The sequence below is a fragment of the Xanthomonas sp. NCPPB 1128 genome, assembly GCF_001043115.1.
Classification (GTDB): Bacteria; Pseudomonadota; Gammaproteobacteria; order Xanthomonadales; family Xanthomonadaceae; genus Xanthomonas_A.
In genome coordinates, this window is the sequence record NZ_LFME01000020.1 from 54536 (window position 1) to 68563 (window position 14028).

Consider the following 14028-nt stretch of genomic DNA (forward strand, 5'->3'; position numbering starts at 1 on the left):
AGGATATTAGAGCGTTTTATTCCGCAAACCTCGGAGGATTGCGGTCTTTTTCGCGGATTGCCGCCCGGATATCTCTAGTGGCCTCCCGACATTCGCCGCAAAGAGGCGCCCGATGACCTCCGCTTCAATCCCCGACTCCATTCCCCTGCCGCGCCGAGGCGCCGCCCTGGCGGCGGTGTGTCTGGCCGCCCTGACGCTGCCGCTCAACTTCTCCGGCGGCGCCGTCGCCACCCCGGCGATCGGCGCGGCCCTGGGCGGCAGCGCGCTGGCCCTGGCCTGGATCACCAACGCCTTCATGCTCAGCTTCGGCAGCCTGCTGTTGGCGGCCGGCGCGCTCGCCGACCGGCATGGGCGGCGCCGGGTGTTCCTCGCCGGCCTGGCGCTGTTCGCCAGCGCCAGCCTGGGCGTGGCCGTGGCCGGCTCGGTCGCGGCGATCGACCTGTGGCGGGCGCTGCAGGGCGTCGGTGCCGCCGCCGCGCTCGCCGCCGGCACCGCGGCGCTGGCCCAGCTGTACACCGGCGTGGCGCGCACGCGCGCGTTCAGCCTGCTCGGCACCACCTTCGGCACCGGCCTGGCGTTCGGCCCGCTGGCCGCCGGCGCCCTGAGCGAACGGCTCGGCTGGCGCGCGATCTTCGTCGGCGTGGCCGCGGTCGCGGCGCTGGCGTGGGCACTGGCTGCGCGCTGGCTGCCGGCCTCGCGCGCTCCGGACGCCGGTCCGCCGGATCGCGCCGGCGCGCTGTGTTTCAGCGCGGCGCTGGCGCTGTTCACCGCCGGCCTGATCCAGGGCCCGCACAGCGGCTGGGGCAGCGCCGCGACGCTGGCTTTGCTCGGAACCGCCGCCCTGCTGTTGCTCGCCTTCGTCTGGATCGAACGGCGCCGCCGGCATCCGCTGCTGGACCTGAGCCTGTTCCGCTACCGGCGCTTCGTCGGCGTGCAGTTGCTGCCGGTCGCCACCTGCTACAGCTACGTGGTGCTGCTGGTGCTGCTGCCGCTGCGCATGATCGGCGTGGACGGCACGCCGGCTGCCAGTGCCGGCCTGACGCTGCTGGCGTTGTCGGCGCCGATGCTGTTGGTGCCGAGCCTGGCCGCCGCATTGGCGCAGCGCATCGCCCCGGCCTGGCTGTCCGCGGCCGGCTTGGCGGCGGCCGCGGCCGGCCTGTGCTGGTTGGGCGCACGACCGCCGGCGCAGGCGCTGCCGGCGCTGCTGCTGATCGGCGCCGGCACCGCCCTGCCCTGGGGCCTGATGGATGCGCTGTCGGTCAGCGTGGTGCCGACCGAACGCGCCGGCATGGCCGCCGGCCTGTTCGGCACCCTGCGCGTGGCCGGCGAAGGCATCGCCCTGGCCAGCGTGGCGGCCTTGCTGGCGGCGTTGCTGCAGGTGCGGCTGGCCGCGGTCGCGCCGCTGCTGCCGAACGCGACCCTGGCAGAGATCGCGCAGCGGCTGGTCGCCGGCGATCTGGCGGCATCCATGCAGGACGGTGCGCTGTCCGCGGCGCAATTGCGCCTGGCCTACACCGCGGCCTTCGGCACGCTCACCCGGGTGCTGGCAGCGATCACCGCGCTGGCGGCGATCGCGATCTGCGTGCTGCTCGGGCGCTCGCCGCAGGACGCGGTGGATGGGGGCCGCTGATCGCGATGGGAGACACCCCTTGAAGACCGGAAATGCCCGTCGCGACTACAAACGATGCGAAGGTCCTGTCGCCGTAGGAGCGGCTTCAGCCGCGACGGGCGTTACCGACATCCCGGTCGCGGCTGAAGCCGCTCCTACAATGAGGTCACGGCTGCGCCGCGCGCAACCGCGGCAGGCATGCGCCGCGGCGCTCAATGGACGGTGGCTACCGGCAACTCCAGCGCCAGCAGCACCTGCGCGGTCTGCTGCGCCTGCACCCGCAGCTCGGGGATCGCCAGGCTTTCCCACAGACTGCCGATGCGCAGGCTGCCGAGCACGCGGATGCGTGGCGTAGCGTGGCCGTCGGCATCGAGCAGCGCGCCGTCGGCGGCACTGCCCACGCCGATGCCGTGCGGCCCCGGCTGCGCATGGCCGCAGCCGAGCAACTGGTGCAGCAGCGGATTGCGCATGGTCTGCGCGCGCAGTTCGACGCCGGTGGCGTTGATCACGCAGTGGGCGTCGAGCTGCAGTGGCGCGCCGTCGGCGCCCATGCCGTTGACCTGCACGCAGGCGCCGACCGGGAATACCGTGTCCAGCCGCGCGCGGTGCAGGCGTAACTGGCCGACCCGGCGCATCGCCTGCAGTTGCGCGAAGACCGGCGCGGCGATGCGATGCCGGTGCACGTCCCAGTAGCGCACTACGTGGCGCAGGAAGCGGCGCTGCTCGGCGACCGACAGCGACTGCCACAGCGCCTGGCTCAGCGGCCGCACCCGGTCCATCACGCTCTGCCAGGGCTGGCCCTGTGCCTGCGCCGCGGCGGCATGGCGACGCAGCGCGCGCACGCGCTGGCGCAGCGGCATCGCCAGCAGCGCCTGCGCATCGAAGTCGGCCGGCGCGCCATGTGCGGCATGCGGCAACGGCAGCAGTGCGTGCCGCGAGACCACGTGCACCGGGCCGCGGTGCGCGTTGGCCAGCAGGGTCAGCACGCTGTCGGCCATGCTCAGGCCGGAGCCGACGATGCAGACCGTGGCCTCGCGCGGAATGGCCTGCAGCTGCGCGTAGTCCCAGGCCTCGATCCGCGACGGCGCATCGAGACCGGGGGCGCCGCGCGCCGGCAACGGGCGCAAGCTGTTGCCCAGCGCCAGCACGGTGGCGCCGGCGTGCAGCTGGCGGCCATCGTGCAACTGCAGGCGTTGCGTGCCGGTCGGCTGCGGATGCAACGCCAGCACCCGCGCCTGGCGCCATTGCAGCCGCGCCGGCCCGGCGGCCTGCGCCTGCTGCAGGCGCGCGCGCAGGTAGGCGGCGTAATGGCGGCGTTGCACGTAGGCCTCGGCCAACGCCGCGCGCGACAGCTGCGGATACAGCGCCTGCTGCTGCAACCAGTCGAGGAAGTCGTCGGGCGCCTCGGCGAAGGCGCTCATGCGCCCGGCCGTCACGTTCAACAGGTGCTCGGGACACGGCGTCGCATAGGCCACGCCCTGCGCCAGCGCCGGCTGCGACTCGATCAGTTGCACGCGCAGCGCCGCGCCGGCCTGGCGCAGCAACTGCAAGGCGACCAGCACGCCGGCCGCGCCACCGCCGACGATGGCGATGTCGCAGTCGTCGTCGACCGGGTCGCTGGGGACAAGTTCACTCATGCGGCGATTGTAAGGGAAGCCCCCACCGGGCCGACCCACGGCTGAGAACCGTCGCGCATGTGCCGGCACCGATCGCGCATGAGCGCGTCATGCGCCTGTCATCGGCATGCGTCACATCAGGGCATCGGCCAGGCGCGCGATGCCTTCGCGGCTGCGCCGCCAGGCCGGCCGTTTGCGCCAATCCTGCAGCGTCAGCACCCGCACATCGGCCAGGTAGTCGGCTTCCACCGCGCGCAACCGCTGCACCACCGCGGCGCTGTAGCACAGCATGCCGACCTCGGCGTTCAACGCGAACGAGCGGATGTCCAGGTTGATCGAGCCGACCAGGGCGATGCCTTCGTCCACGCTCAGGTGCTTGGCGTGCAGGAAGCACGGCCGGTACAGCGCGATCTTGACCCCGCTGCGCAGCAGTTCGTCGTAATAGGCCTCCTGCGCCCAGGCGGTGAGCCGCTGGTTGTTGCTCTCGGACAGGATCAATTGCACGTCCACCCCGGACAGCGCGGCGATGCGCAGCGCGCTGAGCGTGGCCTCGTCCGGCACGAAATACGGCGTGACCATGACGATGCGCCGCCGCGCCAGATGGATCAACGCGTTGACCGTGTCGCGCGCGTTCTCGAACGGATACGCCGGCCCGCTGGGCAACAGCTGCGTGGCGACACCGCCGCCGTGGATGGCGGCGGGCGCGACCACGCTCAGGCGCTGCCCGGTCTCGATGAACCAGTCGCTGGCGAATACCGCTTCCAGATGCGCCACCACCGGCCCCTGCACCCGCGCCACCAGTTCACGGTTGGGATGACCAGGCACGAACTGCGGCTCGGCCAGGTTCTGCGAGCCGATGTAGCCGACACGGTTGTCGATCACCGCGATCTTGCGGTGGTTGCGCAGGTCCATGCGGCCGCTGCGGCGCCAGCGCAGCCCGCCCGGCAACAGCGCCTGCACCTCGACCCCGGCCGCGTGCAGGCGCTTGCGATAGCGGCGCAGGCCACGACGGCCGCCACGCGCATCCAGCAGCAGCCGGCAGCGCACGCCGCGTGCGGCGGCGCGCAGCAGCGCCGCGCTCACCGCATCGCCGACCGCGTCGTCGAACATCAGGTAGTACAGCAGGTGCACGCGCTCGACCGCCGCGTCGATATCGTCGATCAGCGCCTGCAGCGAGGACGCGTAGCGATCCAGCAATTCCACGCTGTTGCCGTGGGTCGGCATGAAGTCGCCCTGGCGTTCGACCAGCGGCACCACCTCGGCGACCACGGTGTCGGCCGGTGGCGCCCAGCGCAGCGCGGTCAGCGGCACCTGCTGCTCGCGGATCACCTGCGAGGCCAGCGCCTGGCGGCGGATGCGCTCGCGCGACAGCCAGGGGTGGCCGAGCAACAGGTACAGCGGCAGCCCCAGCAGCGGCACGAAGCCCACCAGCAACAGCCAGCTGCGCGCCGCACCCGGCGTGGTGCGGGTGGGAATCCACAACAGCGCCACCAGCCGGATCAACCAGTCCAGCGCCAGCAGCCACGTGCCTTCCAACCAGACCGGCAGCATCGCGATCCTCGCAACCCAGGTCGCCCGATTCTGCGGACTGTGCCGGCAAACGCAACCATAGCCGCATCAACAGCGGGTTTTTCCATGCCCCAGACGCACGAAACCCGCCTTGCGGCGGGTTCCGTGTGCAACGTGGTCAGCGATCCGAGGATCAGCCGATCACTTGATCTTGCCTTCCTTGTACAGGACGTGCTTGCGCACGACCGGATCGTACTTGAGGAATTCCATCTTCCCCGGGGTGTTCTTCTTGTTCTTGTCCGTGGTGTAGAAGTGGCCGGTACCGGCCGAGGAAATCATACGGACCTTATCGCGCTTGCCTGCCATGATGCTCTACTCCTCAGACCTTTTCGCCGCGCGCACGCAGCTCAGCCAGAACGGTGTCGATGCCGTTCTTGTCGATGGTGCGCAGCGCGTGCGCGGAAACCTTCAGCTTGACCCAGCGGTTCTCGCTGGCGACCCAGAAGCGGCGCTCGTGCAGGTTGGGCAGGAAACGACGGCGGGTCTTGTTGTTGGCGTGGGAGACGTTGTTACCCGTCTGCACACGCTTGCCGGACACTTGGCATACGCGGGACATTGCGCACCTCGATAGTAGTTTGGTCGCCCATAGCCTGGGAGACGGCGGCCCCGGCAGCCTTGCGGCCACCACGCGACGTGGGAAATCAAACGGTTACGCTGGAAAGGCCGGCCGGAGATCGCGCATCCGGCCGCCGGCCCCGACCTCGTCGGGCACAGCGAGCCGCGCATTATGCAGGCGATCAAGGGCTTGTGCAAGTTGTCCACAGGCAGCCCGTCTTCCAGCCGGGCAGCACGCGGCCTCGCGCACCGCTGGCCCGGCTGGCGCGATCGCCGGCTAGGCGGGGTCGGGCCCCAGCACCTCCACCGCCCACTCGATGAACGCGCGCAGCCGCTGGCTCATATGCCGGTTGGGCGCGAACATCAGGTGCATCGGCATCGGCGGCAACTGCCAGTCCTGTAGCAGCGGCCGCAGCGCGCCCTCGGCCACGTGCGGTGCGGCCATGTAGGACGGCAACACGACCACGCCCAACCCCGCCAGGCCGGCGGCCAGATAGGCGTTGCCATCGTCGAAGCCGACCTGATAGCGGCCCTGCACCTCGCACTGCTCCTCGCCGCGCCGCGCCTGGAAGCGGCGCGCGCGGCCGCTGCGCGGGCTGAGGAAACCCACCGTGTGATGCGTCGGCCCGTCCAGCGCGCGCGGGTGATCGGGCACGCCGTGCCGGTGCAGGTACGCCGGGCTGGCGTGGAAGCCCAGCGGCAGGCTGGCCAGTGGCCGCGCCACCAGCGCCGGATCGGCCGGCGCGCCGCCGCGGATCACGCAGTCGACCTGGTCGGCGATCACGTCGACCTCGCGGTCGCTCACGCCCACGTCGAGCTGGATCTGCGGGTAGCGGGCATGGAAGTCGGGCAACGCCGGCACCAGCCGCAATCGCGCATACGGGCCTGGCACGTCGATGCGCAGGCGCCCGCGCGGTGCCGCCGCGGCGCTGCCCAGGCCGGCCTCCACTTCTTCCAGCTCGGCCAGCAGGCGGGCAATGCGTGGGTAGTAGGCGGCCCCGTCGGTGGTGACGCTGACCCGGCGGGTGGTGCGGTGGAGCAGGCGCAGCCGCAGGTGCGCCTCCAATTGCTGCACCAGTTGGGTCACGGTCGTGCGGCTGAGCTGCAGGGTGTGCGCGGCGCGGGTGAAGCTGCCGGTCTCGACCACGCACGCGAACGCCCGCATCGCCTCGAATCGGTCCATCGGCCGCTCCCGCGATTGTTTTGAATCCACAATCAATCTAGATGGATCATTACAGTTTATCCAGACAACGGTACCGGCCACGATGGCGACTCCGGCATGCGCAGCGCGCTGCCCCTGTGTGGTGTGTGGAGTGTCCCCATGTCCCACCGCGACGTCGTCTTTCCCGCCGGCCGCCAGGCGCTGTACGCGCGCAACCGCTACTCGCCGGCGATCCGCTGCAATGGCTTGCTGTTCGTCTCCGGCCAGGTCGGCAGCCGCGAGGACGGCTCGCCCGAGCCGGAGTTCGCCGCGCAGGTGCGCCGCGCCTTCGACAACCTCAACGCGGTGCTGGCCGCCGCCGGCTGCACGTTCGACGACGTGATCGACGCGACCGTGTTCCTGGTCGATCCGGAACGGAACTTCGCCACCGCCTGGGCGATCGTGCCCGAGTACTGGGGTGAGGCGCCGCACCCCACCCTGACCGGCATCGGCGTGACCTGGTTGTCCGGCTTCCAGTTCGAGATCAAGGTGATCGCGAAGCTGCCCTGAGCGCGGCAGGTCAATCGTACGGCGGCACCGTGGCGTAACGGATCACGTCCAACGCAGCCTCCGGATCGCAGGCGTACAGTCCCGCGCCCCATGCTGCGTTCAATTCCACACAGGCCCATCCATGTTGAGCGATCAATCCCACATCGATCACGATGGCCCGCGGTAGATCAACCGAGACGTCCTCGAGCAGTTGCTGGACGAAACCGAGCATGTCCCGGTCTTCTTCGTCACTGCTTTCAAAACCGCTATCGCGTTGTAATTCGCCATCGCGACAGTACAGCGAGAACGTTCGCACTTCACGGTCGAGCACGAAACAGCGGAATTCGCTCTGCCAATGCACGACCTCCGAAACAAGGACCGGCATATCGTCATCGTAGTCGTTTGGCAGGGCCGAACCCAAGTACACACCGGCAGGAAAGCTTTTGTCGTTTGGCGGTTTGATGAAAGCTGGTGAGGTTCGCTGGCGCGCCTCAGCCAGCGTCGTCAGGACGATTTTCCGTCGTCGATACGTCTGCGGCAGTCGCACCAGCCAGTCTTCTGGTGGATCTAACAGCGTTACCCCTAACTTCTCAGCGAATGTTGGACCGAATAATGCCTCGGCATATAGCACGGGCGACTCAACATCACGCAATGCATCGGGGATGACCCACCCGGCGAGCCGTTCAATACGCCATCCACGCCCCGCCGCAACCTTCCATAGCGCACGCGAGTCCTCGGTCTGCCGTGGCGTCATGAGCAGCGTGGGCATTGGCATCTTTCCTGGACGGGTGGTGGACGGTAGGAAACGCAAGGATATCTGGACGAGGCAGGCGCATCGGCGGTCTTGGTGGACTTGCCGGCGAGATCGATAGGCGCAGGTTGATATTGTGTCCGCGCGGAGACGCTTGCTAGTCTGCTGGCCTCATGCGCCGCCTGTTCCGTCCACTGCGTACCTCCCTGCTGATGCTGCTGCTGGCGGCGTTCGTGGTCGTGCCGGTGGCCGATGCACTGGCCTGCGCGCTGGAGCCGGAATCGGCCGATGCGGTGCACGCGCCCGCCGCGGCGCATGCCGATGGCGACGACAGCGACGCCAAGCATGCCGGCGCCTGCAGCCACAACCATTGCCATCACTCGAATCTGAGCCTGCCGGCCAGCGCCCTCGCCGTGTTCGGCGCGCCGCGACCGGCACGCTGGATGCAGGTCGTCGACGCTTCCCCTGCGGGCGTCGCCCAGGACGGATTGAAGCGCCCGCCCAGAGCGTGAGTTGAGCGTGTCCCGCGATCGCGGGTTTCCGTTTCCCTCATCTCTGGAATTTCCTCATGTCGACTCCGACACGTCGGCCGCCGCGCGCGGCCGGGCGGGTCGTCGCCGTGCTGCTGGGCCTGGCCCCGGCCGCGCTGGCGATGGCGCAGACCGCCCCTTCCTACGACACCTTGCTGCAACGCCTCGACCAACTGCCCGGCACCCGCGCCGGCACGGCCCTGGCCGAGGCCGCAGACGCCCGTGCCGAACAGGCGCGGGCGCTGCCCAACCCCACCCTGTCCTGGTCCACCGAGGATGCCGCCGGCAGCGGCGCCTATGCCGGCATGGGCAAGGCGCAGACCGTCCTGACCCTGTCGCAACCGTTGGAACTGTGGGGCCAACGCGGCGCACGCATCCGCGCGGCCCGCGCCGACGCCGACGCGGCCGGCCTGAGGGGCACGCAGAGCCGCAGCGATGCCGCCGGCGTGTTGGCGTCGGCCTACGCGCAGGCCGAAAGTGCGCTGCGCCGTTACGCGCTGGCCGAAGAAGCGCTGGGCCTGATCCGCGACGATGCGGCCGCCGTCGACGCGATGGTCGCGCAGGGCCGCGAGCCGCAACTGCGCGCGGTGCAGGCGCGCAGCGAAGTGGCCGACGCCAGCGCGGCACTGGACGAGGCGCTGGCGTTCCGCGACGCGGCGCTGGCGCGCCTCGCAGCCATCGCCCTGCTGGAGACGCCAGTGCAGTCCCTCGACAGTGGCCTGCTCGACCGCCCACCACCGTCGCCGCCTGCGGCCGACACCGCGGCGCTGCCGGTGCGCATCGCCGCTGCGGAAGCCGAGGCCGCCGACCGCCAGGTCGAGGTGGAGCGCAAGCGCGCCCTGCCCGCGCTGAGCCTGACCGCCGCGCAGACGCGGTTCCGCGAAGACCGCGCCCACGCCTACACGCTCGGCGTCAGCCTCAGCGTGCCGCTGTTCGACCGCAATCGCGGCGGCATCCGTGCCGCCGGCGCCGAACTGCGCGCAGCCGAGGCGCGCCTGGACCAGCAACGGCGCACCAGCGCCGCCGACCGCCTGTCCGCGCTCGCCACGCTGAAGGCCGCCGGCAGCCGCACGCGCGCCGCCGACGCGAGCGTGGCGGCGGCACAGGAGGCCTACCGCCTGGCCCGCATCGGCGTCGACGCCGGACGCATCACGCAACTGGAACTGCGCAGCACGCGCGCTGCGCTCATCGCCGCGCGTGGCACCGCTGTGGACGCGCGCCTGGCGCGGGTCGCTGCGGAAATCGATTTGGCCCGCCTGGAAGGGCGCGCGCCGTTCATGGAGGCACAATGAACCTGTCCCGTCCGATCTCTCTTGCCGGCAGCGTGCTGCTGGCACTCCTGCTGGCCGCCTGCGCCGGCGACAAGCAGGCCGTCCCGACGGCCGACGACGCGCAAGGCGATGGCGCCGAGCGCCAGAACGCGGCACGCGCGCCGGCGGCCGAGACCGAGGCCAACGCCGATGCCGACGACGTGGTGCGGCTGACACCGCAACAGATCGCCGCCTCCGGCCTGGAGGTGGTCGCGGTCGGCCGCGGCGGCGGCGCGTCGGTCCGCCTGGCCGGGCGGGTCGAACCGGCGGTGGGCGCGCGCGCCTCGGTGGCCTCCACCGTGACTGGCCGGGTCGAGCGCGTGCTGGTCGCGCCGGGCGCCGCAGTGCAGGCGCAGCAACCGCTGGCCATCGTGGTCAGCGGCGAGGCCGCGGTGTTCCGTGCCAACGCGCTGGCCGCCGCGGCAGAGGCCAAGGCGGCCGGCCTGGCGCATGCCCGCGACCGCGCCTTGGTCGAGCAGGGCGTCGTGGCCCGCCAGGAGCTGGAAACCTCGCATGCGCGGGCGCTGGCGGCGCAGGCCCAGGCAGCCGCCGCGCAGGCCCAGGCCGCCGCCAACGGCACCCCCGATGCCAGCGGCCGCGTGCGCATCGTCAGCCCGGTGGCGGGCATCGTCGGCAACGTGCAGGTCACGCCCGGCAGCGTGGTCGCGGCCGGCAGCGTAGTGGCCGAGGTCGCCGATCCGGCGATGAACGAGCTGGTGTTCAGCGCACCGCCAGCGCTGGCGGCGCAGGTCACGCCGGGCATGCCGCTGGAGGTGAGCAGCGCGGGCGGCAGCTTCGCTGCCAAGGTCACGGCGGCGGCGGCCGACCTGCGCCAGCAGGGCGGTGCGGCGGTGATCCGCGCGATGCCGGTCGATGCGCCCTTGCCGCCTGCCGGTTCACCGGTCTCGGCCGTGCTGGTCACCGACGGCCAGGACAGCGCGCTCAGCGTCCCCGCCGACGCGCTGCAGAACGTCGAAAGCCGCAACGCGGTGTTCGTCGCGGTCGATGGCGGCTTCAAGGCGCAGCCGGTGCTGGCGGGACGGCGCGCCGGCGACCGCATCGAGATCCTCGGCGGGCTCCGCGGCGACGAACGCATCGTCGGTGCCAACGCCTTCCTGCTCAAGGCCGAACTAGCCAAGAGCGACGCCGAGCACGGCCACTGAGGAGCGACCATGTTCAAGCTGATCATCGACACCGCCGTGCGCTACCGCTGGCTGGTGGTGGCCCTGGCCGCACTGCTCGCTGCCGTCGGCCTGTTCCAGTTGGGCAGGCTGCCGATCGACGCGGTCCCGGACATCACCAACCGCCAGGTGCAGCTCAATACGGTGGCACCGGCACTGACCCCGGAGCAGATCGAGCGGCAGGTGACCTACCCGCTGGAAACCACGTTGGCCGGCATCCCCGGCCTGACCGCGACCCGCTCGCTGTCGCGCAACGGCTTTTCGCAGGTCACCGCGATCTTCACCGATGCGACCGACATCTACTTCGCGCGCCAGCAGGTGGCCGAACGCATCCGCGAGGCCGTGGACGACCTGCCCGAAGGAGCATCGCCGCAACTGTCGCCGGTCACCACCGGCCTGGGCGAGGTGCTGATGTGGACGGTGGACTTCACCGCGTTCGACCCGGCCAGGCTGGCCCGGCCGGGCACGGCGGGTTGGCAGGCCGGCGCGGTCTACCGCACGCCGGAAGGCGAGCTGCTGCGCACGCCGGAAGAGCGCGCCACCTATCTGCGCACCGTGCAGGACTGGATCATCGCGCCGCAGATGCGCTCCAGCCCGGGACTGGCCGGCGTCGATACGGTCGGCGGCTACGTCAAGGAATACGGCGTGCATCCGGACAGCGCGCGGCTGGCCGCGCATGGCCTGGGCCTGGCCGACCTGGTCACCGCCCTGCAGCGCGCCAACGTGCAGGCCGGCGCCGGGTTCGTGCAGCGTGCCGGCGAAGGCCTGGTAGTGCGTGCCGACGGCCTGGCACAGACGGCCGACGATCTCGCGCAGGCACCGGTGGCCAGCCGCAACGGCATCGTGGTGCGCGTGGCCGACGTCGCCGAGGTGGCGCTGAGTCGGGCGCCACGCCTGGGCGCGGCCAGCCGCAACGGCCACGAGGCGGTGCTGGGGACCGCGCTGATGATCGCTGGCGGCAACAGCCGCACCGTGGCGCAGGCCGCGGCCGCGCGGCTGGCGCAGGTGAACGCGTCGTTGCCGCCCGACATCGTCGCGGTGCCGGTACTGGACCGCAGCGTGCTGGTCAACGCGACCATCAAGACCGTGGCCAGGAACCTCACCGAAGGCGCGCTGCTGGTGGTGGTGATCCTGTTCCTGTTGCTGGGCAACCTGCGCGCGGCCGCCATCACCGCGCTGGTGATTCCCCTGTCGTTCCTGTTCGCGGTGATCGGCATGCAGCGCTTCGGCATCAGCGGCAACCTGATGAGCCTGGGTGCGCTGGACTTCGGCATCCTGGTGGACGGGGCGGTGATCGTGATCGAATCGACCCTGCTGCTGCTCGGCCAGCGCCGCGCCGCGCTGGGCCGCGGGTTGAGCGCGACCGAGCGCCTGGGCGTGGCCGCCGAAGCGGCGCGCAAGATGGCGCGGCCGGCCGCCTTCGGCCAGTTGATCATCCTGCTGGTATTCGCGCCGATCCTCGCCCTGGAAGGCGTGGAGGGCAAGACGTTCCAGCCGATGGCGGCCACCTTCATGCTGGCCCTGGTCGGCGCGTTCCTGTTGTCCTTCACCTTCGTGCCGGCGATGGCCGCGCTGCTGGTGCGCGAGCCGAAACCGCGGGACGATGCTGCGCATGCGGCCGACGGGGCGCATGAAACGCGACTGATCCGCGCACTGCGCACACGCATAGAACCGGTGATCGGCAAGGCCGTCGCGCATCCGCGCACGGTTGCCGCCGGTGCGGTGGCGATGCTGCTGGCGGGCATCGGCGCGTTCGCGCTGCTGGGCCGCGAGTTCATGCCGACGCTGGACGAAGGCAACGTGGCGATGCAGGCCCTGCGCGTGCCGTCCACCTCGCTGGAACAGTCGCTGGCGATGCAATTGGCGCTGGAGAAGGCCATCGCCACGCAGCCGGAAGTGGCGACCGTGTTCTCGCGGACCGGCACCGCCGAGGCGGCGATCGACCCGATGCCGACCAACGTCTCCGACAGCGTGATCGTGCTCAAGCCCCGCAAGGACTGGCCCGATCCGGCGCTGGGCAAGGCGCAGTTGGTGGCCCGCCTGGAGAGGCTGACAGGCCAGCAGCTCGGCAACAGCTTCGAGTTCAGCCAACCGATCGAATTGCGCTTCAACGAGCTGATCTCCGGCGTGCGCACCGACCTGGCGGTGATGATCTTCGGCGACGACTTCGGCCAGTTGCAGAAGGTGGCCGAGCAGATCGCGCTGAAGCTGCGCGCGGTGGAGGGCGCGGCCGACGTGCGGGTGGAGCAGATCTCCGGCCTGCCCACGCTCAATGTGACCATCGACCACATGGCCGCGGCGCAGGTCGGGCTGAGCGCGGCGGACGTGAGCGACGCGCTGGCCACCGGCATCGGCGGCCGCGCCGCCGGCCAGCTCTTCGAGGGCGACCGCCGCTTCGACGTGGTGGTGCGGATGGACGATACCGCGCGCAACGATCCGGACCAGTTGGCCGCGCTGCCGATCGCCACGCCGACGGGGCAGGTGATTCCGCTGTCGTCGGTGGCGCGCATCACCGTCAGCGAAGGGCCGAACCAGATCAGCCGCGACAACGGCAGCCGCCGCGTGGTGGTGCAGGCCAACGTGCGCGGCCGCGACCTGGGGGGCTTCGTCGGCGCGGCGCAGGCCGCGGTGGCCGGCGTGCAACTGCCGCCGGGTGCCTACCTGACCTGGGGCGGCCAGTTCGAGAACCTGCAGCGTGCGGAGCGGCGGCTGGCGACCGTGGTGCCAGTGGTGTTCCTGCTGATCGGCGGCCTGCTGTTCATGGCATTGCGCAGCGTCAAGGAAGCGGTGCTGGTGTTCAGCTGCGTGCCGCTGGCGCTGGTCGGCGGCCTGCTTGCCCTGTTGCTGCGCGGCATGCCGTTCTCGGTATCGGCCGCCGTGGGCTTCATCGCCGTCTCCGGGGTGGCCACCTTGAACGGCCTGGTGCTGATGCAGGCGATCCGCGAACGCCTGGAGGCCGGCGACCTGCCGCTGCAGGCGGCGATCGACGGCGCTGGCAGCCGCATCCGCGCGGTACTGACCACCGCGCTGGTGGCGATCGTCGGCTTCATTCCGATGGCCATCGCCAGCGGGTCCGGTGCGGAAGTGCAGAAACCGCTGGCGACGGTGGTGATCGGCGGACTGATCACCGCCACTGCACTGACCTTGCTGGTACTGCCAACCTTCGCCGCGCGCGTAGCCGGGCCGCGCCACGCCGGCTGACCCGCCACAGGCCGGC

12 protein-coding genes are annotated in these 14028 nt (G+C 71.0%); 6 read left to right on the forward strand and 6 right to left on the reverse strand.

Translation table 11 applies throughout. The annotated features are described in order from the left end of the window. Positions 1-112 precede the first annotated feature (112 nt). On the forward strand, positions 113-1630 hold the full coding sequence (locus ACP93_RS13190) for an MFS transporter (RefSeq protein WP_048491134.1): 1518 nt from the start codon (positions 113-115) through the stop codon (positions 1628-1630). 191 nt (positions 1631-1821) lie between these two features. Here the strand turns inward: ACP93_RS13190 and ACP93_RS13195 are convergent, their stop codons facing one another. The 5 genes from ACP93_RS13195 to ACP93_RS13215 all read right to left on the reverse strand — a co-directional run bounded on the left by ACP93_RS13195 (position 1822) and on the right by ACP93_RS13215 (position 6532). After that, entirely contained in the window at positions 1822-3246 is a 1425-nt protein-coding gene (locus ACP93_RS13195; RefSeq protein WP_048491135.1) for an FAD/NAD(P)-binding protein, read from the reverse strand. 111 nt (positions 3247-3357) lie between these two features. After that, a complete protein-coding gene (cls, locus tag ACP93_RS13200) occupies positions 3358-4776 on the reverse strand; it encodes a cardiolipin synthase (protein ID WP_048491136.1) in 1419 nt (472 codons plus the stop codon). A gap of 159 nt (positions 4777-4935) precedes the next feature. Continuing rightward, the gene (rpmG, locus tag ACP93_RS13205) at positions 4936-5103 is read right to left on the reverse strand and encodes a 50S ribosomal protein L33 (RefSeq protein WP_169411268.1); all 168 of its coding nucleotides are present in this window, start codon (positions 5101-5103) and stop codon (positions 4936-4938) included. A 10-nt stretch (positions 5104-5113) separates the two neighbouring features. Then, positions 5114-5350 (reverse strand): 50S ribosomal protein L28, encoded by a 237-nt coding sequence (gene rpmB / locus ACP93_RS13210; RefSeq protein ID WP_010342733.1) that lies wholly within the window; start codon positions 5348-5350, stop codon positions 5114-5116. A 276-nt stretch (positions 5351-5626) separates the two neighbouring features. Beyond that, positions 5627-6532, reverse strand: coding sequence for a LysR family transcriptional regulator (locus tag ACP93_RS13215; RefSeq protein ID WP_048491137.1), 906 nt, complete (start codon positions 6530-6532; stop codon positions 5627-5629). A gap of 138 nt (positions 6533-6670) precedes the next feature. Between ACP93_RS13215 and ACP93_RS13220 the strand changes: the two genes are divergently transcribed. Then, entirely contained in the window at positions 6671-7060 is a 390-nt protein-coding gene (locus ACP93_RS13220) for a RidA family protein (RefSeq protein WP_048491138.1), read from the forward strand. A 10-nt stretch (positions 7061-7070) separates the two neighbouring features. Here the strand turns inward: ACP93_RS13220 and ACP93_RS13225 are convergent, their stop codons facing one another. Beyond that, positions 7071-7808: an ATP-grasp domain-containing protein gene (locus tag ACP93_RS13225; RefSeq protein WP_048491139.1), complete on the reverse strand. Its 738-nt coding sequence runs from the start codon at positions 7806-7808 to the stop codon at positions 7071-7073. Positions 7809-7963: 155 nt separating this feature from the next. Here ACP93_RS13225 and ACP93_RS13230 point away from each other — a divergent pair, with 155 nt between their 5' ends. Genes ACP93_RS13230 through ACP93_RS13245 form a run of 4 tightly spaced genes read left to right on the forward strand, consistent with a single transcriptional unit; the run spans position 7964 to position 14012 of the window. Beyond that, positions 7964-8302 (forward strand): hypothetical protein, encoded by a 339-nt coding sequence (locus ACP93_RS13230; RefSeq protein WP_048491140.1) that lies wholly within the window; start codon positions 7964-7966, stop codon positions 8300-8302. 56 nt (positions 8303-8358) lie between these two features. Then, the gene (locus tag ACP93_RS13235; protein ID WP_048491141.1) at positions 8359-9612 is read left to right on the forward strand and encodes a TolC family protein; all 1254 of its coding nucleotides are present in this window, start codon (positions 8359-8361) and stop codon (positions 9610-9612) included. After that, positions 9609-10793, forward strand: a complete 1185-nt coding sequence (locus ACP93_RS13240) for an efflux RND transporter periplasmic adaptor subunit (protein WP_048491142.1) — start codon at positions 9609-9611, stop codon at positions 10791-10793. The genes ACP93_RS13235 and ACP93_RS13240 overlap by 4 nt, the downstream gene beginning before the upstream one ends. A 9-nt stretch (positions 10794-10802) precedes the next feature. Continuing rightward, positions 10803-14012: an efflux RND transporter permease subunit gene (locus ACP93_RS13245; protein WP_048491143.1), complete on the forward strand. Its 3210-nt coding sequence runs from the start codon at positions 10803-10805 to the stop codon at positions 14010-14012. The last annotated feature ends 16 nt before the right edge of the window (positions 14013-14028 follow it).

Bases quoted from the DNA above. Each gene is read 5' to 3' on its own strand.
- ACP93_RS13225 (WP_048491139.1), bottom strand. From the start codon at position 7,808: ATGCCCACGCTGCTCATGACGCCACGGCAGACCGAGGACTCGCGTGCG.
- ACP93_RS13245 (WP_048491143.1), top strand. From the start codon at position 10,803: ATGTTCAAGCTGATCATCGACACCGCCGTGCGCTACCGCTGGCTGGTG.
- cls (WP_048491136.1), bottom strand. From the start codon at position 4,776: ATGCTGCCGGTCTGGTTGGAAGGCACGTGGCTGCTGGCGCTGGACTGG.
- ACP93_RS13230 (WP_048491140.1), top strand. From the start codon at position 7,964: ATGCGCCGCCTGTTCCGTCCACTGCGTACCTCCCTGCTGATGCTGCTG.
- ACP93_RS13215 (WP_048491137.1), bottom strand. From the start codon at position 6,532: ATGGACCGATTCGAGGCGATGCGGGCGTTCGCGTGCGTGGTCGAGACC.
- ACP93_RS13240 (WP_048491142.1), top strand. From the start codon at position 9,609: ATGAACCTGTCCCGTCCGATCTCTCTTGCCGGCAGCGTGCTGCTGGCA.
- ACP93_RS13190 (WP_048491134.1), top strand. From the start codon at position 113: ATGACCTCCGCTTCAATCCCCGACTCCATTCCCCTGCCGCGCCGAGGC.
- ACP93_RS13220 (WP_048491138.1), top strand. From the start codon at position 6,671: ATGTCCCACCGCGACGTCGTCTTTCCCGCCGGCCGCCAGGCGCTGTAC.
- rpmB (WP_010342733.1), bottom strand. From the start codon at position 5,350: ATGTCCCGCGTATGCCAAGTGTCCGGCAAGCGTGTGCAGACGGGTAAC.
- ACP93_RS13235 (WP_048491141.1), top strand. From the start codon at position 8,359: ATGTCGACTCCGACACGTCGGCCGCCGCGCGCGGCCGGGCGGGTCGTC.
- ACP93_RS13195 (WP_048491135.1), bottom strand. From the start codon at position 3,246: ATGAGTGAACTTGTCCCCAGCGACCCGGTCGACGACGACTGCGACATC.